Annotated in this window: 15 protein-coding genes; 6 read left to right on the forward strand and 9 right to left on the reverse strand. The window is 72.0% G+C overall.

What is annotated here, in order from left to right:
* Nucleotides 1–95: 95 nt before the first annotated feature.
* The 6 genes from ACFY1U_RS14510 to ACFY1U_RS14535 all read right to left on the reverse strand — a co-directional run bounded on the left by ACFY1U_RS14510 (nucleotide 96) and on the right by ACFY1U_RS14535 (nucleotide 8618).
* Entirely contained in the window at nucleotides 96–1679 is a 1584-nt protein-coding gene (locus tag ACFY1U_RS14510) for a hypothetical protein (RefSeq protein ID WP_390694442.1), read from the reverse strand.
* Nucleotides 1676–4012: a GTPase-associated protein 1-related protein gene (locus ACFY1U_RS14515; RefSeq protein ID WP_390694443.1), complete on the reverse strand. Its 2337-nt coding sequence runs from the start codon at nucleotides 4010–4012 to the stop codon at nucleotides 1676–1678. Before ACFY1U_RS14515 ends, ACFY1U_RS14510 begins: the two co-directional genes overlap by 4 nt.
* A complete protein-coding gene (locus ACFY1U_RS14520; protein ID WP_390694444.1) occupies nucleotides 4009–5238 on the reverse strand; it encodes a hypothetical protein in 1230 nt (409 codons plus the stop codon). Before ACFY1U_RS14520 ends, ACFY1U_RS14515 begins: the two co-directional genes overlap by 4 nt.
* A 1-nt stretch (nucleotide 5239) precedes the next feature.
* Nucleotides 5240–7420, reverse strand: coding sequence for a hypothetical protein (locus ACFY1U_RS14525; protein ID WP_390694445.1), 2181 nt, complete (start codon nucleotides 7418–7420; stop codon nucleotides 5240–5242).
* Nucleotides 7421–7633: 213 nt separating this feature from the next.
* A complete protein-coding gene (locus ACFY1U_RS14530) occupies nucleotides 7634–8161 on the reverse strand; it encodes an isochorismatase family protein (protein WP_390694446.1) in 528 nt (175 codons plus the stop codon).
* A gap of 19 nt (nucleotides 8162–8180) precedes the next feature.
* Nucleotides 8181–8618: a MarR family winged helix-turn-helix transcriptional regulator gene (locus tag ACFY1U_RS14535; protein ID WP_390694447.1), complete on the reverse strand. Its 438-nt coding sequence runs from the start codon at nucleotides 8616–8618 to the stop codon at nucleotides 8181–8183.
* Nucleotides 8619–8722: 104 nt separating this feature from the next.
* Here ACFY1U_RS14535 and ACFY1U_RS14540 point away from each other — a divergent pair, with 104 nt between their 5' ends.
* The 3 genes from ACFY1U_RS14540 to ACFY1U_RS14550 all read left to right on the forward strand — a co-directional run bounded on the left by ACFY1U_RS14540 (nucleotide 8723) and on the right by ACFY1U_RS14550 (nucleotide 12856).
* Entirely contained in the window at nucleotides 8723–9640 is a 918-nt protein-coding gene (locus ACFY1U_RS14540) for a zinc-binding alcohol dehydrogenase family protein (RefSeq protein WP_390694448.1), read from the forward strand.
* A gap of 128 nt (nucleotides 9641–9768) precedes the next feature.
* On the forward strand, nucleotides 9769–11634 hold the full coding sequence (locus ACFY1U_RS14545) for an exo-alpha-sialidase (protein WP_390694449.1): 1866 nt from the start codon (nucleotides 9769–9771) through the stop codon (nucleotides 11632–11634).
* A 10-nt stretch (nucleotides 11635–11644) separates the two neighbouring features.
* Nucleotides 11645–12856 (forward strand): DUF4185 domain-containing protein, encoded by a 1212-nt coding sequence (locus ACFY1U_RS14550; RefSeq protein ID WP_390694450.1) that lies wholly within the window; start codon nucleotides 11645–11647, stop codon nucleotides 12854–12856.
* Here the strand turns inward: ACFY1U_RS14550 and ACFY1U_RS14555 are convergent.
* On the reverse strand, nucleotides 12792–13814 hold the full coding sequence (locus ACFY1U_RS14555; RefSeq protein ID WP_390694533.1) for a bile acid:sodium symporter family protein: 1023 nt from the start codon (nucleotides 13812–13814) through the stop codon (nucleotides 12792–12794). The genes ACFY1U_RS14550 and ACFY1U_RS14555 overlap by 65 nt on opposite strands.
* Nucleotides 13815–13982: 168 nt before the next feature.
* Here ACFY1U_RS14555 and ACFY1U_RS14560 point away from each other — a divergent pair, with 168 nt between their 5' ends.
* Nucleotides 13983–14855 carry a LysR substrate-binding domain-containing protein gene (locus tag ACFY1U_RS14560; RefSeq protein ID WP_390694451.1) on the forward strand — a complete coding sequence of 291 codons (873 nt, stop codon included), beginning with the start codon at nucleotides 13983–13985 and terminating at the stop codon, nucleotides 14853–14855.
* Here the strand turns inward: ACFY1U_RS14560 and ACFY1U_RS14565 are convergent.
* Nucleotides 14852–15826: an Lrp/AsnC family transcriptional regulator gene (locus tag ACFY1U_RS14565; protein ID WP_390694452.1), complete on the reverse strand. Its 975-nt coding sequence runs from the start codon at nucleotides 15824–15826 to the stop codon at nucleotides 14852–14854. The two genes, ACFY1U_RS14560 and ACFY1U_RS14565, sit on opposite strands and share 4 nt — an antisense overlap.
* A 124-nt stretch (nucleotides 15827–15950) precedes the next feature.
* Here ACFY1U_RS14565 and ACFY1U_RS14570 point away from each other — a divergent pair, with 124 nt between their 5' ends.
* Nucleotides 15951–17495 carry an MFS transporter gene (locus ACFY1U_RS14570; protein ID WP_390694453.1) on the forward strand — a complete coding sequence of 515 codons (1545 nt, stop codon included), beginning with the start codon at nucleotides 15951–15953 and terminating at the stop codon, nucleotides 17493–17495.
* A 241-nt stretch (nucleotides 17496–17736) separates the two neighbouring features.
* Nucleotides 17737–19563: an AMP-dependent synthetase/ligase gene (locus ACFY1U_RS14575; RefSeq protein ID WP_390694454.1), complete on the forward strand. Its 1827-nt coding sequence runs from the start codon at nucleotides 17737–17739 to the stop codon at nucleotides 19561–19563.
* An 18-nt stretch (nucleotides 19564–19581) separates the two neighbouring features.
* Here ACFY1U_RS14575 and ACFY1U_RS14580 read toward each other — a convergent pair whose 3' ends face one another.
* Nucleotides 19582–21612: a PQQ-dependent sugar dehydrogenase gene (locus ACFY1U_RS14580; RefSeq protein WP_390694455.1), complete on the reverse strand. Its 2031-nt coding sequence runs from the start codon at nucleotides 21610–21612 to the stop codon at nucleotides 19582–19584.
* Nucleotide 21613 lies beyond the last annotated feature (1 nt).

The following is a 21613-nucleotide window of genomic DNA, read 5'->3' on the forward strand; positions in this document are numbered from 1 at the left end:
GGCGTCCGCGCGCCGTGTGATCCGGTACGAGACTCATCGCCGGCTCCCCCGATTTCTCCTGTGCATGCCCACGGTAGACCTCTCGGCGCGAGCCGTCATGGCTTTGCTCCGGCGTCTGTGAGCAGGGATTTCACTGGCAGCCCGGTGGTTGCCAGCAGCCACAGAAGTGGCGCGGCGGCGTGCCGTCCCTCGCTCTCCAGGGCGCCCGCGCCGGTGGCCGCTCGGGCGCTGACGGCCCAGTAGCGCACCTTCCCGAAGTCATGGCCGAGCCCCAGGACGAGGTCGCCGAGTCCCACCCCGGCCAGCCAGGTGTCGAGCGGGTCGCAGGGCCGGGGTATCGAGGGGTGGAGCCGGTCGAGCGCGTCGCGTTTGGTCACGACCGCGGCGACGGGGGTGCGGTCGCGTCGACGGGACATCTCCGTGAACTCGCCCACCAGCCGGTCGTACGTCTGCTTGGGGCTCTCGGGCGAGGGACGGGCCTCGACGGCGTACGGGGCGCCGGCTCCGTCGATCCTGCGCCGCACGCCGGGCACGGCGAGGATGTCCGCGACGAGGACGACGGCGTCGGCGTGGGCGAGGTACTGCTGCCGGCGTACAGCGTCCGCGTCGTCGTACACGCCGCCGTGCGGGTCGTAAAGGTAGAGCAGTCTGCGGCGCCGGCCGCAGCCGATCTCCAGCATGTAGGCGCGGGGCTGGGCCGCGGTGGTGCCGAGCACCCAGCCGCCAGTGTCCAACTGGCTTTTCAGTTGCTGGAGTTGGCGCCGGTCGTCCAGGGTGGCGCAGGTGGCGGTGAGCAAACCGGCGCGTTCGAAGGAAGTGATCCCCGCCAGCATGGCGGCCATCAGCATGGTCTTGCCGGAGGAGGTGCCGCCGACGATCGGGATGTGCACGAGCCGTGCGGAGCCGAGGGAGGGCGGCAACGCACGGGCGCAGTACGGGCATTCGGCGGATTCGCGTGGTCGGCGACCGGGAAACGCGGCGTTGAGGCGGCGGCCGCAGACGCACACGTGCACGAAGACCCCGAACCGGCCCGGGTGCAGGTTGCGGTGGCGCCCGTGGCAGCCGGGGCAGCGGTAGACGGGGAGCGGGATCGGCCGGTAGCAGCCGGGGTAGGGGCACTTCATCCGTACGCGGCGGACGAGCAGCCGGGCCCGCTCCAGCCCGCGCAGTGTCAGCACGCACGCGCCGAGACCGGCACATATGACGGCCAGCAGTGCGGCGAAGCAGATCAGCACGGCGAGCAGGTACGCCACGGCGGCGAACGTGCCCGCCAGGGCTCCCACGGCGAATCCCGGGCTGGTCAGAGTGAGTCCGGCTCTGCTGAACGGGTTGCCGGCGCGCAGATGGGACGGCCACCGGCCGCGCAGGAGATTGAGCGCATCGTTGCCCAGCCACTCACCGAACAGCAGCGTGTCGAGCAGGGCGGCTCCCTCGCCGACAGCCCTGACCACATCGGTCCGCAACTGCCCGGCCCAGTAGGACAGATGGGCGGACTCCTCCGGCACGGGCGGCAGGATCGGCCGCGGGTCGGGCTCGTTGGCCCGCCACGGTCCGAGGCACGCGGCGATGGCCTTGAGAGACCGCCAGGCCGCCGCGGGTGCCGTGCACAGGACGACGAAGGCGGCGACGAGGGCGCTGTAGCCGAGGTAGCCCCAGAGCAGCCACTTGAGAAGGATCAACTGCCGTCTCCTTCCTGGTACTTCGGGCCACGACCCTGGTACTTCGAGCCCCGGCGGAAGAGCCGGCCGCCCCGACGGCCGGACCGTCCCGGCGGCAGCCACTCCTCGAAGACGCGCACACGGTCCGGGGCCGCCCGCTCCACCTCGCGGGTGGTCTCGGCGAGGTCCTGCGGTGTCTTGGCGCGGACCGCTGGACGCAGCACCTCCGCAAGGAGCGCCGTACGGGTCCGCTCCCAGGCGGGGTTGAGTCCGGCGCCGCCGGTCCATGCCACGAAGCAGGCCGCGGTGTAGGCGGGCGACACCCGCAGCCGGTCGCGCACGGCGTCGGAGCGCCCCACCCGCAGATAGCCGTCGAGCAGGGTCTCGTTCCCCGAGGCGAGAAGCCGGTCCAGTTCGCCCGGCGGGGGCTGCCGAGAGAGCAGGGCCTCGGCGACGGTGTCGGCGATACGCTCGGCGACAGCCGGTTCCAGCGGCCGGGCGGCCCGGCAGTGGGCGAGGGCGGTGGCGGTGAATCCGGGCTCCGCCGTGCCGTCGGCGATCCGTCCGGCCAGGACGAGCACGTTGAGCGCGGCGCGTTCCCGGGGCCCGAGGTCCTGCGGGAGGTGCCACAGCAGGTCGGCGGCGAGCCGGGGGGCTGCGGGGTCCTGGGCGGGTGCGTCGAGCGCGGCGGAGACGAGGTGGGCCGCGATGCCGGAGGACGTCAGCCACACCGGGGCCAGTTCGACCGCGAGGTGTCCGGCCTCGATGGTGGTCGGGGCGCCATCCGGCCAGGCCAGCCGGTGCGCGGTGCGCAGCACCGCTCCGTCGCCGAGGTGCTCGTCGCCCGCAGCGGCGACCAGTGCGTGGAAGGTGCGCAGCCGGTCCCCGCCGCCCGGTTTGCGGGCCAGGTCGCCCATGCGCAGGTACGGGCAGTCGGTGAGGTCCGCCGCGGGGACGACTGCGAGCAGTGCGGTGGCGAGCCGTGCGGGATCGTCACCGCGGGCCGCGGCCTGCTCGGCCGCCTCGACGACGGCCTGGGAGAGCTCCGGCCGGTCGGCCAGCACGTCCCCGAGGCCGGCCAGCCGCGCCCCTGCGAGCAGTGCACCCACCGCGGCGCGGACCAGGGCGGGACGGGCGGCCAGGGTGTCCACGCCCAAGGTGTCGGCCAGGACGAGCAGCCCGAGGAACCGCTCGAAGTCGCTCTCGTCGCAGGCCGTGAGGGTAGCTCGCAGGTCGCCCCGGAGCCCTTCGGCGGCCGGAGTGCCGGCGAGGCCGGGGAACCGGGCGGCCAACCGGGTCAGGGCCTGCCACTCCCCGGGCGTCCGTGGGTCGCGCCCCGCAGCGACCGTACTGAACAGCCCCTCCAGGAACGGGACTTGCTGACCTGCACCATGCCCTGCCGCCCAGTCGGCGGCCGCCGTCCGCCCGGCCGAGTCGAGCGGGACGCCTTGCGCGGCGGCGGCCGCGGCGAGCCGCCTGGCATCGAAGGCCCGGTCCTCGCCGTCCCCGGGCAGCGTCCCGGCAGCCTCGAACAGATCGGGCCGGCCGGCCAGCCAGACCCGGGCGGCGAGGTCTGCCCAGGGATCGGGGCGGGCGGGGGTCGAGGCGCCGCCCGTACAGTCGTGGACCCTGAAGCGCGGGTCGCGGGTCGCGCCCGCGAGGTCGAAGTCGGCGTCCGGGAGCACACCCACCAGATGCTGCCGGGCCCGGTCGGGGCGGCGGGTGTACGACGTGAAGGTGAGCCGCTGCGCCAAGGCGTGCGGCACGACGGCACTGGCCAGTGCGATCCACTGGACGGCGGCGTACGCGTCGCGTTCCACGACGATCATCTGGGGCGGCTCGGCCCGGCACAGCAGTTCCCGCACATCGGCCAGGAACGCGGGCAGCCGCTGGGCACGGGAGCGGGCGAACTCTGCTAGCCCGGCGATCTCGATCAATCCGCCCGGGAGCAGTTCCTCGGGCTCGCCGTCGTGCGGGGTGCGGGTCCGCCAGCCCGGGGATCCCCACAGGGCGACGGGCAGCATGCCGCCGGGCAGCGCTCCGCCGTCCGGGAGCCACACGGCGTGGGCGTGGAAGTTGCCGTAGCGGCCGCTGTGGTCGGCCCCGGTGTACACGCTGCGGCACACCAGCCGACTGCCGTCGGTCAGCCGGGTGTGGGTGAACGCAGGGGGAAAGGCGGCCAGTTCCTCGTCGGTTGGGCGGCGCGGAGCGGTGCGGGGAGCCTCGTAGCCGATGATCTGCTCGATCTCGCCGAGCAGCCGGCGCGGGACAGTGTCGCCCACGGCGGTGAAGCGGAAGCCGGAACCGTCGGGGCCGGGTGGCGCGGAGGTGTAGTGGAGATGGGCGAGGCTCACTCGGCGACTCCCCTGGTTCGTCGGTTCGTCCTGCGGACGGGCAGCAGGCCCTGCTCGGCGAGGAGCCACAGCAGGGGGTCCTCGATACGGACGGGTTGGGGGCCGCCCGGAGGTGCCTTGTCCGGGGCGCCGGCCGGGGGCGGCGCCCCGAGCGCCGAGAAGCCGAAGTAGGACACGCGGGAGAAGTCCCGGTCGAGGCGGCGGCAGAGTTCGCCGCCGTCCCAGCCGATCAGCAGCGAGCGCACCTCTTCGTGGACGGCCAGCCGGTCGCTCTCGTGCAGTACTCCGTCGTCGTGGCGAGCGTTGGCGTGCAGCGGCGAGTGGGCCGGAAGCAGCGGGCGGACCATGTCCGTCTTGGTCAGCGCGACTGCCAGCGGGGTGTGCAGCCGGCCGCCGGAGCCGCGCCGCCCGTGGCTGCGCAACTGGGTGGCGACGTCGGCCGCGATCCGCTGCTGCGGGGCGGGCTCGAACGGCAGCAGCGGGCCGCTCGCCGACAACTCCTCACGCACGGTCGGGAGCTGCAGGGGGTCGACGAGAAGGATGATGCCGTCGGCCGCGGCCAGATATCCGGTGTAGCGGTTCATCGCCTCGATGCCGCTCAGATCCTCGCCGGCCGCGTCGAAGAAGACGAGCGCGGTGTGCCGGGTGCCGGTGCCGCGGCGGCCGCCGGGCAGGCTCAGCCGGTATAGCAGCGGGTCGTTGAGGGCGCGCGCCGCCGTGGTGGTGGGGTCCGGCATCAGGCCCAGGTCGTAGAGGTCGCGCTCCAGGTCCCGGTCGCGAGTCTGGGTGTCGCCGCCCATGGCGGCGACGGCGGCCCGGAAGGCGTGGCCCACCCGGTGGCGCAGCTCGTGCATCAGGACGGTGACGCAGGTGCTCTTGCCGACGGAGACAGCCCCGACCAGCGCAATGATCCTGCTCTCCTGGTCGCAGTAGTCGCTCGGGAAGTCGCTGTGGCATTCCTTGCAGACCCGGGTGGGAGTGGGGACGGCGCACTGCGGACAGGGGACGCGCCCGCCCCGGGGGCGCAGCCCCCGCCGCGGGTGGAAGAGCGGCCCGCGCACCGCGGCCTGCGCGCCGATCGCGGGCCCCTTGAACGCCTCCCAGACCTCGTCGCGCACGGGATCGCAGGCCCGGCTGACGCTGCCGCCGCCACGGGACAGACACCGGTAGGGCAGTGCCGAGGCCGCGGCCCGGGCGAAGCAGTACGGGCAGATGACGTCGGTCATGTCAGCGCACCACCAGTCGCTCCCACGGCGGCTCGATCAGCCGCACGGACTCGGCACCGGGACCGAGCAGAAAGACCCGCAGGGCGTACGGCGGCCCGGCACCGCCGAGCGTGACCTCGACGTCACGCGACACGAGTCGGCCGATGCCCAGCTCGGAACCCGACAGGTGCAGCAGAGTCACCCCGTCCCGCAGGGACTGGGGGCGGGGCGGGTCCGACCCCAGCGGTCCGACGCCGGGCCGGGCGACGAGCACGACATCGGGCAGGACCACATCGCGGACGTCGGCCGGGGCGCAGTCGGCGCGGACGGTGATCCGACGCTTGGCCCCGCTCCACCAGCTGGGCTTGCGTACGTCGTAGCTGACGGCGAGGTCGGCCGGGAGGCGGAAGCCCGCGGGGGCCGCCGCGATCACCACGTCGGCGTCGGGCGGCACGGGCTCGATGTGGAAGTCGGCGGGAGCCGTGGCCACGGCGAACTCCAGGGCGCCGCGCCGGTAGGCGGCTCTGGTGATGATCCGGCGGGCCTGGGCTCCCGACTGGGTCCAGCTCAAGTCCACCCGGTCGGCGCGCTCGGGCCACTCGAAGGTGACCCGCACCAGTTCGGCGGCGACGCGCCGGACCCTGAAGTTCCGGACGGGTGCGGTCAGTTCGACCACGACCGACGCTCCGGTGGTGGCCCGCTCCTCGATCACACTGACGGCGGTCAGCCGGAAGCGCATGCCGCGCCGCGGCGGCAGCAGCTCGACGCCGTGGGGCAGTGCCGTCGTCTCCCACTCCATCGGGTCGGGCAGCTCACGGACCGGCAGATCGAGTCCGGCTGCGGGCAACGGCTTGTCGTAGAGCCGCACTTGGGATCCCTCGGCGCCGTCCCAGCCGACGGCGATACGGCCCGGGCGCGGGCCGGTCGTGACGAACAGCCGGGTGACGGGGGCGGGCCACCGCGGCACGGCGGCCCGGGCCACCACCCCGTCGGAGAGGGTTTCGCCGCCGTCGGGCAGCGAGTAGCGGCAGCGGATCAGATAGCGATGCTCACCGGGCGGCACCGGTCTGTCGTCGAAGCCGTTCCCGTCCACCGCCACCCGGAAGGAGCCGCCATGGGCTTCGAGCCGTTCGACCTGTACGGCGAGCGCGGCCGGCGGGGTACGCCACATCACGCTCACCCGGTCCCGGGCCTCCTGGACGCGGACGTTCTCGACCTCGGGCGCGTACCGCACCGGCGCGCCCAGCAGCGCGGGCCCGTCGAGTTCGTGGCCTTGGACGGGCAGCACCACGTACTGGACGGTCTCGCCCGGGGTGACGTCCGCGTCGGTGAAGGCGGGGCCCGGCGCACGGGCGGCCAGCAGCATCCACGGTCCCCCCGCGCCTCGGCGCCTCAGCACCCGATGGGGTCCGTCGCCTAGCCACTGGACGCGGACTCCGCCGCCGACCGGCACGGCGGTCGGGCGCCGGGCAGGATCCGGGTCGGCCGCGGTGCGCAGCAAACCCTCCACGGCCGTGGCGTCGTCCACCGCGGCCCGAGCGGCCTCCAGGTAGAGCGCGGCGGCTCCGTCCGGGTCCCCGGCGTCCTCCAGTTCGGCGGCGCGGGCGAGCAGTTCGTCGAGCCTGCGGTCCTGGTCCGCGATGTCGAGGACGAGCCGACTCAGGCCGGCGTCCCGGCCCGGTTCGCCCAGCCGGACCGCGCAGTCGAAGGCCCGGTGGATCCGCCCAGCCCGCCAGGCGTCGACGATCTCCTCCGCAGCTTCCCGACGATCGACGGTCGGGTGCGGCTCGTGCGCGGCGGCGTGGGCCAGCGCCTCGGCCTCCCAGGTGTCCACGCCCAGCGACGTCACTTCGTCGGCGGTGGGCGCGTGCGATCCGGTCCGCAGAAGCTGGAGGAGTTCGTAGAGGACGACCCGGCGCAGGGCCAGAGGGTGCGAGTCGAGGATGCTCGCGTAGTGGGTGAACAGCAGGTCGACCGTCGCGGCCTCGGCGTCCGTACGGCCGCGCCAGCCGTCGCGCGCCTGGGCCAGGGCGAGGTGGTCGACCCGCGACCAGTGGACCCCACGAAGCACATGCAACCCGTCGAGAACCCGGAAGCGGACCCGGCCGGTGGGGAAGAGCGCATCCGCGGCGTGCCTCAGGCCCAATGCGCGCTGCAGGGCGGACAGTTCGCGGGCCTCGGAGATCAACGGCGAGCGGGGCATGGGAGGAACTGCTTGCTGCAGTCCCAGCAGGGCCCCGAAGGCTTGCGGCATCGCTGCGTCCCCCCACGTCGATACCCCAGAGTTGCCATCTCACCAGATTGCCGTCCTGGGTGTCGACGCTTTCGACAGCCGCGACCGGCGCCGCGCCCGGACGTGCGTGACACCGGGAAACGCCTGGTGAGAGCGGGGTTCATGGGACCCGACGCGGCTCGTTCAAGCGATCGTGAAGGTCACCTCGTGCACGCTCACGACCTTCCCCAGCCGCGGAAAGTCCAGCCGCACCGACGCCTCATGCTCGGCGGCCGTGAGCGCGGCCATGGCGTCCTCGACGAAGACCAGGTCGTAGCCGAGGTCCCCGGCGGCGCGGGCGGTGGACTCGACCCCGAGGTTGGTGGCGATACCGCCGAAGACGAGCGTGCCCACGCCCCGGTCACGCAGCAGGTCGTCCAGTCCCGTGCCCTGGAAGCCGCCGATGGTCCGCTTCACGACCTCCAGGTCGCCGTCCTGGGCCAGACCGGCCACCAGACCGCTTCCGGGGGGCTGTTCGGCGACGCCGGGTCGTTCGACCCGGACGAGGACGACGGTCGCGCCCGCCGAGCGGAACGCGGTCGCCAACTCCTCGGCGGCGGACAGGACTTCGGTGCCCTTGCGGGGCTCCAGGGGCAGCGCGACGATCCGGTCCATCAGATCGACGAGGACGAGGGCGCTGCGCGCGGGATCGAGGGCGAGAGATACGGCCATGACGGAACGTTATCCGCCGTCAGCTCTCCGTACCGGAAATCCGGATCAACAGGTTCATGAACCGGTCGCGTTCGGCCGCGGAGAGCGGCGCGAGCAGCTCGTCGTTGGCCGCGCGCGCCGCCCGCTCGCAGCGCTTGAGCAGCCGCGCACCGTCCCCGGTGAGCGACACCGCGTTCTTGCGACGGTCCTTGGGGTCCGGTTCGCGTACGACGAGGCCGGCGGACTGGAGGTCGTTGAGGACGCCGACCAGGTCCTTCGGGTCGAGCTGCACGCCGCGCCCGAGATCGGCCTGGGCGACGGGGCCGAGGTCGCGCACGGCGGAGAGGACCACGTGGTGCCACATCTTCAGCCCCTCCGCAGCCAGCGCCTCGGCCACCAGGGCCCGGCCGCGCGCGGCGGCACGGCCGAGCAGCCAGCTGGGGAGGGAGCGGATCGCGGCGAGGGGTGCTTCGGACATGCGGACAGCCTAGCGAAAAGTCATTGGACTTCCCAATGAAGTTCGACCTATCGTTGGGGCTCCCAATGAATCCGTCGGGAGTCCCGACGATCCCTGGAGGTGTGATGCGCCGCGTCCGCTACGAGTCCACCGGCGGCCCTTTGCTTCTGGAGGAAGCCCCGGTCCCCGAGCCCGGCCCCGGTGAACTCCTCGTCCGTTGCGAGGCCGTCGGCGTCACGCTCCCCGTCGTCCGCAAGGTCACCGAGGCCGCCGAGCCGATCCCGCTGGGCGGTGAGATCGCGGGAGAGGTCGTGGCCGTCGGCGACGGAGTCACCCGGTTCCGCGCCGGTGACCGCGTGACGGGGCTGTGCTTCGGGCACGGTTACGCCGATTTCGCGCCCCTGCACGAGGCCATGGCCTCCCCCGTACCGGACGGCGCCTCGGCGGTCGACGCGGTCGCCCTCGTCCGCAGCGGCCTGGTCGCCCTCGGCGCCCTGACCGCCGCGCACCCCGAGCCCGGCGAGACAGCGCTGGTCACGGCCGCAGCCAGCGGAGTCGGCCACCTCGCCGTGCAGCTGGCGAGGGTGCGGGGCGCGGCCCAGGTGGTGGGTGCCGTCTCCGATGCCGGGAAGGCGGACTTCGTGCGCTCCCTCGGCGCGGACGACGTCATCGCGTACGGCGACGACAGCTGGGGAGATCCCGTCGACTACGCCTTGGATGCCGTCGGCGGCGACCTGCTCGCCCCGGCCGTCGCCGCCCTCGCTCCGGGCGGACGGCTGGTGGCGTACAGCTCGGGCGGCGGGACGATCCAGGCGTACGACCTGCTCGTCGGCGCCAAGTCCGTGATCGGCTTCCAGATGGCGCGGATCGCCCGCGGCAAGCCGGAGTTGTACGAGAGCTGGCGCCAGGAGCTGTGGCAACTGTTCGGGGCGGGCGCGCTGAAGCCCGCCGTGCACGGGGAGTTCGCGCTGGAGGACGCGGCGAAGGCGCATGCGGCGATCGAGTCGCGGAGCAATCTGGGCAAGGTGGTTCTGCGTCCCTGAAATCCGCGAGCCCGGCGAGTGGCCGCACGGTTCTTGTGAGGCTCCGGAGGCCCCAACTAGCCTCTGAAGTACGGACATTGGACGTGGGATGTCCAGATGTCGAGACCTCTGAAGGGCAGGTTCGCACCATGCCGTCACGTCTTCGCGCCCGTCTGAGAACCGTGATCGCAGCAGTCGCCGTCACCGCAGCACTGGCCGTGTCGCCGCATCCCGCGCAGGCCCAACCCCGCAGCGCGAACGCCGAGTTCGAGCAGCAGGTCATCTTCAAGGCCTCCCAGGACCCCGGCTACGCCTGCTTCCGCATACCGGCGGTCGTGAAGTCCGCCGACGGCACGCTGCTGGCGTTCGCCGAGGGCCGCGTCCGCAACTGCGGGGACGCCGGCGACATCGACATCGTCCTCAAACGCTCCATGGACGGCGGTCGCACCTGGGGCCCGCTCCAGGTCGTCACCCACGGCGGCGGCGACACGCACGGCAACCCGGCACCGGTCGTGGACCGCGCCACGGGCCGCGTCCTGCTGGCCGAGACGTACAACACGGGCCGTGCGGACGGCTCCAGTTGCCAGGTGCCGTGCGACCGCTCCCCGCATCTGCAGTACAGCGACGACGACGGGCAGACCTGGTCGCAGCCGCGCGATCTGAGCGACGAGATCCTCCCGGCCGACTGGAACTCCTGGTACGCCACCGGTCCCGTGCACGGCATCCAGCTCACCCGTGGCAGGCATGCCGGGCGGCTGGTCTTCGGCGTCAACACCGAGACATGGAACGGCAACCGCGTCACCGCCAACCACGCGGCGCTGATCGTCAGCGACGACGGCGGCGACCACTGGCGGATCGGCGCCACCGACTCCTGGCCGATCGCCGACGACGGCACGTTCCGGCAGAAGCCCTCCGAGCTCACGCTCACCGAGCGCGCCGACGGCTCGGTCCTGGTCAGCGGCCGTGAGCAGGACGGCACCGACCTCGGCCACCGCACCCAGACGGTCAGCCGGGACGGCGGAGACAGCTTCACCGCCCCGTTCCGCGACCTGCCCGGCTTCTACACGCCGCAGGTGCAGGGCTCGATGCTGCGCCTGGGCGACCGCATCCTGCTCGCCTGCCCCGGCGACCCCGACCGCCGCCGGACCATGATGATCCGCTCCTCGTACGACGGCGGACGCACCTGGGACAGCGTGGACCGGGGCGCGGTCGTCACCACGGACTGGTCGGGCTACTCCGACCTGGTGCGGGTCGACGGCGCCACGGTGGGGCTGATGTACGAGGGCGGCGCGGTCGACGCCCGTGACGAGATCCGCTTCGCCCGCTTCACGGAGGACTGGCTGCAGCCGCGCCGCGGTCCGGACCCGACCACCGTCGACCTCGCCCGGCACGAACCGCCGGCGGCCGTGCTCGGGGGCGCCCGGGAGACGGACGGCGTGTTCGGCGGGGCGCTGGAGTTCGACGGTGTCGACGACGCCGTACGCCTGCCGTATCGGGACGAACTGCCGCTCAGGACAAAGGACTTCACGGCCTCGCTGTGGTTTCGATACACGGCCACGAGCGGTGAGCAGCCGCTGCTGTGGATGGGCGGGATCGGCACCACACAGCCCCAGGTCTGGCTGCGCGGCGAGCCCGCGAGCAACCGCATCCAGGGTCTGATCACGGTACGCAACGGCGCGGCGGCCCCGCAGTCGGCGTCCGTCCGCACGAACGGGGCGTACAACGACGGGCAGTGGCACCATCTGGCGCTGCGGCGCGGCGGAGGCCGGCTGACGCTGTTCGTCGACGGTACGCAGCTCAGTACCGCCGACGTGCCCGGTTCGGTCAGCCGGAACTCGCCGTTCGGTGTGCACATCGGGCAGCGCATGGACAGCCGGGCCTTCTTCTCCGGTGCGATCGACGAGGTCCACGTGTGGGACCGGGCGCTGAGCGACGAGGAACTCGCCGCCCCTGCCCCCGCCATGAAGGACACGGTGCTGTGGCTGCCCATGGACCAGGTGAGCAACAGCCACTAACGTCCCGTGGGTGCCCGACGACGTACGAGCACGACAGCGGACGGGAACCGGCCTCGGCCTGCTGCTGGCCCTGGTTCTCGGGGCCGTGCTGCTCACCGCCCTCCCGGAGCACGGCCGCCGGGAGGGCGGCGCGTGTACACCGCACACGGTCTCCTCGTGGTCGGCCGACGACCGTCTCACGCGTGAGTTCGCGCGGTACGGCGACGACGCGACCCGTACCGACGACTGGACCGGCGGCGACGGCACGCACTCCGTACGGCTGCCGGACGGGCGCGTGCTGTGGCTGTTCTCGGACACCTATCTCGGGCAGGTGCACCGCCCGCCCAACCCGGTCGGCGAGTCGTACGCCTGGCGGGACACTACGGCCCCGCTGGTGCGCAACTCGGCCGTGGTGATGGACGGCAGGGGCCGCCTGGAGAGCACGCTTCCCGCCCCGCTCTTCCCCGATCCCGCCCAGAACCAGTGGCGCTGGCCGGTCGCCGCCCGGGTCGAGCCACGCTCCCCCGGCTCCTTGGAGAGGGTCGTCCGGGTGCTGCTGTGGGTACGGGCGGCCGGGCAGTCGCCGTGGATCTACGGGGTGCCCACCGCGACCGAGGTCGCCACGCTCTCCCTGCCGGATCTGCGGGTCGAGTCGGTGGTGAAGGTGCTCGACCAGAGCCTGGTGCCCGATCCGTCGCGTCGGATCCTGTTCGGTACGACGCTGGTGGAGAAGGGCGGTTGGACGTACGTCTTCGGCGGCGACGACGGGCAGGCCGCCTCCCGGCCGGCCTCGTCGGCGTATGTGGCGCGGGTGCCTCAGGGGCGGCTCGGGGACGCGGCCGCCTGGCGGTACTGGGACGGCTCGGGGTGGGGCCTCGGGCCGCGGCCGGTGAGCGGGGCGAAGGTGGGCAGCGCGTTCTCGGTGGTGCGGGTGGACGGGACGTATGTGCTGTTCACGATGGCGGCGGGGACGGCGGGGCTGACCACCGTGACCTCGTACTGGGCGTGCTCCCCCGCCGGGCCGTGGCACGGCCCGACGAGGAGCTTCAGCCCGTCGCTGCCGACGGCGGGCGTCGCCGCGTACAACCCGCAGGGGCATCCCGAGCTGAGCGGCGACGGGCGGCTGGTGCTGAGCTACGACGTCAACTGGCTGGAGACGAGCGGCGCCTCGGCGAGCATCAACGCGAACGTGGCCCTGTACCGACCGCGGTTCGTGACGCTGCGGGTGACGCGGTCGCAGTGACCTCGGCGGCTTCCGCCTCGGGGTCGTGCGCGCGGCGCTTGGCGAGCACCGCGCAGACCATCAGCTGCATCTGGTGGAAGAGCATCAGCGGCAGCACGGCCAGTGAGGCGTGGGCGCCGAACAGGACGCTGGCCATGGGCAGTCCCGAGGCGAGGGACTTCTTGGAGCCGGCGAACTGGATGGCGATGCGGTCCTCGCGATCGAAGCGCAGCGCCTTGGCGCCGTACCAGGTCAGGGCGAGCATCACGGCGAGCAGGACGGCCTCCACGACCAGCAGGCCGCCCAGCCTGAGCGGGCTCACCTGGTGCCAGATGCCCCGGACCATGCCCTCGCTGAACGCGGTGTAGACGACCAGCAGGATCGAGCCGCGGTCGACGAGCCCGAGCACCTTCTTGTGCCGGGCGACAAAGCCTCCGATCCAGGGGCGCAGCAGCTGCCCGGCGAGGAACGGCACCAGCAGCTGCAGCACGATCTGGACGAGCGAGTCGGCCGAGAACCCTCCGGCGCTGCTGCCCAGCAGGACCGCCGCGAGAAGCGGGGTGATCACGATGCCGACGAGGGAGGAGAAGGAGCCCGCGCAGATCGCCGCCGGAACGTTCCCCCGGGCGATCGACGTGAAGGCGATCGAGGACTGGATGGTCGACGGGACGAGCGTGAGGAAGAGCAGCCCCTGGTAGAGCGGATGGGTCAGAAAGACGGGGACGAGACCGCGGGCGGCCAGGCCCAGCAGCGGGAAGATCACGAATGTGCAGGCCAGGACCGTGCCGTGCAGCCTCCAGTGCTTGAGTCCGTCCAGCGCCTCACGGGTGGAGAGCCGGGCGCCGTACAGGAAGAAGAGGAAGGCGATCGCGGCCGTGGAGGCTCCCGAGGCGACATCGGCCCCCACCCCGCGCGCCGGGAGAAGCGCCGCGAGGCCCACCGTCCCGAGGAGCAGCAGGATGTACGGGTCGATCGGCATCCAACTCGGCCAGGACAGGCGCTTCACGGTGCTCCACTTGCTTGTTGCTGTCGGCGGTCCGGGGCCGGAGGGCCCCCGTTCATCGTCCTCCACCGGCAGCCGATCGGGAATCCGTCATACCGCTCTGACTGTCATCACGATTAACGATGAGCGGCTACCGTTGTTCTCATGTACGCCCCCTCCCACCTGCGGACCTTCCTGGCGGTGGCCCAGACGTTGAGCTTCACACAGGCCGCCCGGCGGCTGGGGCTGCGGCAGTCGACCGTCAGCCAGCACGTGCGGCGCCTGGAGGACGCCACCGGGCGGCAGCTGTTCTCCCGGGACACCCACTCCGTGGAGCTGACGGAGGACGGCGAGGCGATGCTCGGGTTCGCGCGCCGGATCCTGGAGGTGCAGGAGCAGGCCTCGGCGTTCTTCACGGGCACGCGGCTGCGCGGCCGGCTGCGCTTCGGCGCCTCGGAGGACTTCGTGCTGACCCGGCTCCCGGAGATCCTGGAGGGCTTCCGGCACGACCATCCGGAGGTCGATCTGGAGCTGACGGTCGAGCTGTCGGGCACCCTGCACGAGCAGCTGGCCGCCGGGAAGCTGGACCTGGTGCTGGCCAAGCGGCGTCCGGAGGACCCGCGGGGCGAGCTGGTCTGGCACGACGAGCTGGTGTGGATCGGTGCGGAGCGGCTGCGCCTGGACGCGGACCGGCCGGTGCCGCTGATCGTCTTCCCGCCGCCGGGGATCACGCGCGCGCTCGCCTTCGAGTCCCTGGAGCGTCAGGGCCGGCCGTGGCGCATCGCCTGCACCAGCGGCAGCCTGAGCGCCCTGATCGCGGCGGCCCGGGCCGGCCTCGGCGTCATGGCGCACTCCCGCGGCCTGGTCCCGCCGGGCCTGGTCCGCGTACCGGACCGCTTCGGCCTGCCCGAACTCGGCCGCGTCGACTTCGTCCTGGACCACGGCACCCGCCGTACCTCCGCCCAGAGCGCGGCGGACGCGCTGGCGGCGACGATCCTGGCGGGCGGGGTCCGGCTGCAGCGCGGGCGCAGTGGTTAGCGCGGCCTCGGCCGGTACGTCAGCTGCTTGACGTTGCGCAGGTACGGCGTCACCTCCACATGCTGGACGCCCTCCAGGTGGCCGAGGGGGCCGCTGAGGTAGTCGTACAGATCAGAGGTGTTCCTGACGACTGCAGTCGCCGTGAGGTTGGTGGGGCCCGCGGTCGCGGAGACGTGGGCGATCGGGACGTGGGCGGCGAGGGCCTCGCCGACGGAGTGGAGTGCCGCGGGGGCGACGGTGAGCCAGAGGGCCGCCATATAGGGGTAGCCGACGGTCTCGGTGTGGTACTCGCAGTCGAGGTGGATCGCCCCGGAGGCGATCAGAGTGGCCAGGCGTCGTTTGACGGCGGATTCCGAGCGGCCGGTGGCGCGCTGGAGTTCGGGGTAGGTGGCGCGCCCGTCGCGTTCGAGGACGGCGAGCAGCGGCTCGTCGTCCGGGTCGATCCGGGCGGGGCCGGGGTCGGGCACGGGACCGGGCGTGAGGGCCTCGATCTGGTCCGGGGCGAGCGCCGAGAGCTTCTGCAACCAGCCCTGCGGGCCGCCGAAGAAGCGGTGCAGCTTCTGGTAGGCGCGGATCTCCAGCACGCGCGGAGTGCGCGGGAGCTTGCCCAGCAGCAGGTCGTCGCGGTCGCCCGCGTTGCGTGGCCGGGTGCCGAGCACGATCTCGGTGCCACCGGAGGCGAGCCCGATCCAGGTGGTGTCGGGCCGTTTGGCGAGCGCCTCCGCGACGGCCTGGGCACTGTCGGGGACGCAGCGCAGCCGCAGCGTCCAGTGGTCCAGGCCGAGCGCATCGCCGTCCCGGAGCGCGACGACGCGCAGACCGCCCTCGGCGCACAGCCGCCGGTAGCGGCGCGCGACGGTCTGGTCGGAGACGCCGAGCACGGCGCCGATCCGGCTGAAGGAGGCCCGGCCGTTGACCTCCAGCGCGCTCAGCAGTTGCAGGTCGAGCTTGTCGAAGACATCGGATTCCATCTCTGTCCCGGTCACTCCCGTCGGATTCCGTCGACAGACGCCTGACTTCCGTTGCGATCTGCCGCTCACCGTCCATCGTACGGAGAGACGCATCCGACGTACACGAAGCACAGGAGTTGAGGACATGCGTACATGGGGGCCGCTCACGGCCGTGTGCCTGAGCACGTTCATGTTGTTGCTGGACGTGACCATCGCGGTGGTCGCACTGCCGGACATGGCGGGTTCGCTGCACGCGTCGCTGAGCGATCTGCAGTGGGTGATGGACGGGTACGCGCTGGCACTGGCCGCGCTGCTGCTCGGGACGGGCGCCGCGGCCGACATCCTGGGCCGGCGGCGGGTGCACGTCGTGGGCGTGGTGGTGTTCGCGACGGCCTCGCTGCTGTGCGGTCTCGCGGGCGGGCCGGGGATGCTGATCGCCTCGCGCGCGCTGCAGGGGCTCGGCGGGGCGGCGATGCTCGCGACCACACTGCCGCTGCTGGGCTCCGTCTACCAGGGCAGGCAGCGTTCGGTGGCGCTCGGCGTGTGGGGCGCGGTCAGCGGCGCGGCGGCCGCGGTGGGGCCGGTGCTCGGCGGGGTGCTGACGGACGGGCCGGGCTGGCGGTGGATCTTCTACGTCAATCTGCCGGTGAGCGTGGCCGCGGCGTGGCTGACGCTGAGGGTCGTACCGGAGTCGCACGGCTCGCGCGAGGTGGGGGTCCCCCCGCGCGAGCGAAGCCGAGCGTGGGGGAGTGTCGACTGGGCGGGCACGGTGACGTTCGCGGCCTTCGCGGGCGGGCTGACGTATGGGGCGGTGCGGGCCGGGGAGCACGGCTGGGGCGATGCGGGCACCCTCGTGACGTTCGCGGCGGCCGTGGTGGCGCTGGTGCTTTTCGTCGCGGTGGAGCGACGCGGCGCCGACCCGCTGCTGGATCCGCGGCTGTTCCTGAACCCCCGGTTCTCGGTGGTGATGGTGGGCGCGCTCGCCTTCAACTCGGGGGCGTTCGGTCTCATGGCGTACGACTCGATATGGATGCAGTCGCTGCTCGGGATGAGCCCGGTGCGCGGCGGCGCGGTGTTCCTGTGGATGTCGCTGGCGGCGTTCGTGGTGGCGGCGGCCGGCGGGCGGCTGCTGCACGGGGTACCGGCGCGGATCACGGTCGGCGGCGGGCTGCTGCTTGTCGGCTCCGGGCAGTTCTGCACGACGGTGCTGGACGCGGGGTCGACGGCGTCCGTGCTGGCGCCGGGCATGGTGCTGATCGGGGTCGGTACGGGGCTGGTGGCGCCCGGCATCGCGGGCGCGGCGCTGGCCGCCGTACCGCCGGAGCGGTCCGGGATGGCGGGCGGCGCGGTCAACACCTTCCGGCAGCTCGGCCTCGCGCTCGGCATCGCCGTCTACGGCACCGTGCTCACGTCGCGCATGCAAAGCACGCTGCCGCACGACGCGGCCCACGCGCTGGCGGGAGGCGCGGCCGGGGCCCTGCGCGGGGGCTTCTCCGAGCATGCGCTGCGGTCGGCGTTCGCGTCGGGACTGAACACGGCGGCGGTGGCGGCGGGACTGACCGCGACGGTCGCCGGAGCACTGGTGATCGTCCTGGTCAGGACGGTGCGCCCAACCCGGACGGAAGTAACGGAATCCTCCGCTCCGACGCTGACAGAGGAGAGGACGACACCCCTCGGACAGGCCCGTTGACGGGCGCCGGGGGCGGTTACCAGGTCGTACAGATTCGGTGGAGATTACGGGACCGAAACTTACTCAACCGTCAGTTTTCTGTCCGACCCTTCCGGATGTGAGCGCATTTTCCGGCCGTGACCAGCGTGTGCCTGAGCACTGCCCGGTTTCGGCCCCCCTCCCGCCCTGTCGCCGTCTGGGGTAGCTTTCACGCCCTGTGCGGAGTAGCACTAAATCGGGCACTGAGGAGCGGGGAGCGGGTTTGCGCGAGTTCACCAACCCTCCGTTGACGTTGTCACCGCCGGTGGGCGGTCTGGCCGACGTCGTCTTCGAGCGTGCCCAGGAAGACCCGCTGCACATCACCCTGGGCCGCAAGGACGACCAGGGGCAGTGGCGTGATGTGACGGCCGCGGAGTTCCGGGACGAGGTGCTGGCCCTGGCCAAGGGGCTGCTGGCCCGCGGCATCCGCTTCGGCGACCGCGTCGCGATCATGTCCCGTACCCGCTACGAGTGGACGCTGTTCGACTTCGCGCTGTGGACGATCGGCGCCCAGGTGGTGCCGATCTACCCCACGTCCTCGGCCGAGCAGTGTTTCTGGATGCTCTACGACGCCGAGTGTTCGGCGGCGATCGTGGAGCACGAGGACCACGCGATGACGATCGCCAGCGTCATCGACCGGCTGCCGCAGCTGCACCAGCTGTGGCAGCTCGACATCGGCGCCGTGCAGGAGCTGTACGACGCGGGCGCGTACATCGACGACGAGGTGGTGCACCGGCACCGCCAGGCGGTCACCCCCGACTCGACCGCGACGATCATCTACACCTCGGGCACCACGGGCCGACCCAAGGGCTGTGTGATCACCCACGGCAGCTTCATGTGGGAGGCGGACACGGTCGCCCAGAACTGGGATCCGGTCTTCCACTCCAAGAAGGGCGACGAGGCGGCGACCCTGCTGTTCCTGCCGCTCGCGCACGTCTTCGGGCGGATGGTGGAGGTCGCGGCCATCCGCGGAGGGGTGCGTTTCGGCCATCAGCCGCAGCTGAACGCGGCCGCACTGCTGCCGGACCTGCAGGCGTTCAAGCCGACGTTCATCCTCGGGGTGCCGTACATCTTCGAGAAGGTCTTCAACGCCTCCCGCCGCAAGGCCGAGAAGGAAGGCAAGGCCGGGCCGTTCGAGAAGGCCATCGACATCGCCGTGAAGTACGCGGACGCCGTCGAGGCGAAGGCCTGGGGCCTCGGTCCCGGCCCGTCGGCCGGTCTGCGCGTGCAGCACCAGCTGTTCGACAAGCTCGTCTACTCCAAGGTGCGGGCCGCGATGGGTGGCCGCATCCGCAACGCCATCACGGGGGGCTCCGGGATGGACCGGCGGCTCGGCCTCTTCTTCGCGGGCGCGGGCGTGCAGATCTACGAGGGTTACGGCCTCACGGAGTCGACGGCGGCCGCGACCGCCAACCCGCCCGGACGCACCCGCTACGGCACCGTCGGCCAGCCCATCCCGGGCACGACCGTGCACATCGCGGACGACGGCGAGATCTGGCTGCACGGCCCCAACATCTTCCAGGGCTACCTCAACAACCAGAAGGCCACCGACGAGACCCTGCACGACGGCTGGCTCGCCACCGGCGACCTGGGCTCCCTCGACGAGGACGGCTATCTCACGATCACCGGCCGCAAGAAGGAGATCCTGGTGACCTCCGGCGGCAAGAGCGTCTCCCCCGGTCTGTTGGAGGAGCGGGTGCGCGACCACCCGCTGGTCAACCAGTGCATCGTCGTCGGCAACGACCGTCCGTACATCGCCGCCCTGGTCACCCTCGACCAGGAGGCCGTCGAGCACTGGCTGACCATGCGCGGCAAGCCGCAGATGTCGCCGGCCGAGCTGGTGCGGGACGCCGACCTGGAGACGGAGGTGCGGCGCTCGGTCGTCGCCGCCAACACCCTCGTCTCACAGGCCGAGTCGATCCGCACCTTCCGGATACTGGCCCAGCCGTTCACCGAGGAACACGGTCTGCTGACCCCGTCCCTGAAGCTGAAGCGGAAGGCCATCGAGAACGCCTACGCCAACGAGGTCGAGGCGCTCTACCGGGCCTGAGCCCGACCTGACACTCCGTCAACTGATGTCGATGCGGAAGAGCTTGTCCGATCCGTCCGGCTGGTTTCCGTTGTTGTCGCAGTTGGTGGTCGACAGCCACAGCTGGTCGGCGCCCGGCACCTTGGTCACGGTCCGCAGACGGCCGTACGTGCCCACGTAGTACGCGGTCGGTGTGCCGACGCTCTCGTTGTCCCCGTTGATCGGGATCCGCCACAGCCGCTCTCCGCGCAGGGACGCCATGTAGACGACGTTGCGGACGATCGCTATACCGCTGGGCGAGGCCTCGGAGACGTTCCAGGTGGCCTTGGGGTTGGTCATCCCGGAGACGCTGCAGGTGCCCTCGCAGGTCGGCCAGCCGTAGTTGGCGCCCGGCTTGATCAGGTTCAGCTCGTCCTTGGAGCTGTTGCCGAACTCCGCCTCCCACAGGCGGCCGTTGCGGTCGAAGGCGAGGCCCTGCGGATTGCGGTGGCCGAGGCTGTAGACGTAGTTGCCGAACGGGTTGCCGGGGGCCGGCTTCCCGTCCGTCGTCATGCGCAGGATCTTGCCGTTGAGGGAGTTCTTGTCCTGTGCCAGGTCGGGGGTCTGGGCCTCGCCGGTGGAGACGTAGAGGTAGCCGTCGGGGCCGAAGGCGAGGCGGCCGCCGTTGTGGTAGCGGTTCTTCTTGATGCCCTGGAGCAGGATCTTGTAGTCGCTGAGCTTGGTGCCGTCGTACGTCATGCGCACGACCCGGTTGCCCTCGGAGGCGGTGTGCATGAAGTAGACATAGTGGTTGGTGTCCCACTTGGGGTCGACGGCGACGCCGAGCAGTCCGCCTTCGCCGTTGGTGGTGACGGCGTTGGGGACGGTGCCGACCTGGGTCTTCGTGCCGTCCTTGGTGACCTTCCAGACCTTGAAGTCGTCCCGCTCGGTGACCAGGGCGGTCTTGCCGTCGGGCATCCAGTAGGTGCCCCAGGGGATGGTCCAGCCGCTGGAGAGCGTCGCGATGGAGGACGGGACACCGCCGTCGGTCGCGCACGCCTTCGTGGTGAAGGTGACGGTGTTGCTGGCCTCGGAGACGTTGCCGGCGGCGTCCCGGGCGACGACGTTGAGGCTGTAGGGGCTGTTGCAGGCGAGCCCGGTGAGCGTGGTCGACGTGCCGTTGGTGACCGTGTCGTAGACGGTGGTGTCGCTGCGCACGTCGTAGGCGACGACCGCCTTGTCGTCGGTCGAGGCGCCCCACTTGAGGTCGGCGCTGTTGGCGGTGACATTGCTCGCGGACAGCGTGCCCGGCTTGGTCGGCGGGGTGGTGTCGGAGCTGGGCCTGGTGGTGCAGTCGACGACCGGGCTGGCGGCCGAGGTGTTGCCGGCCGCGTCGCGGGCGATCACCGTGAGGTTGTAGTCGGTGTTCGGGGTGAGCCCGGTCAGCACCTTGGAGGTCGAACTCCCCGGCGCCTCACTGATCTTGTTGCCGTGCTCGTAGATGTCGTACGCGCTCACCCCCACGTTGTCCGTGGACGCCCCCCAGGCCAGCGTCAGCGCGTCCTCGCCGATGTTCGAGCAGCTGGGCTGTCCGGGGCGGGTCGGGGCCTGGGTGTCGGCGGCCGCGTCGAGGCTGATCCGGTCGAGGTTGGGACCGCCGTTGGCGGTGGTGGCGGTGGCCCGGATCGTGTCGGTGCCCGCGGTCAGCGGGACGTTGACGGTCTTGGTGACCCAGGTGTTCCAGTCGGCGGTGGCCGGGAAGGACACCCCGGAGGCGACGACCGTGCCGCCCACGGAGATGTCCATCGGCCGGTCGGTGGAGGTCCCGTTGGCGTAGCGCAGGGTGAGGGCGGAGGTGCCGGCGGAGGCCGCGCTCACCGTGAACTCCACGTAGGAGCCCTTGACGTTGGTGTAGTCGACGAAGCCGGTGCCGGTGTACCCGGTGTGGTTGGTGGCGACGGTGCCCTGGGAGATCGTCGCGTCCTCGGCCTGGTAGTCGGTGGCGGCCAGCGCGGTGCCCTGGCCGAGTCCGGCGAGCGGCAGCGCCAGGGCCGCCGCGACGCCGTACGGCAGAACTCTTCTGATGTTCACG

The sequence above is a fragment of the Streptomyces sp. NPDC001351 genome, assembly GCF_042896045.1.
GTDB lineage: Bacteria > Actinomycetota > Actinomycetes > Streptomycetales > Streptomycetaceae > Streptomyces.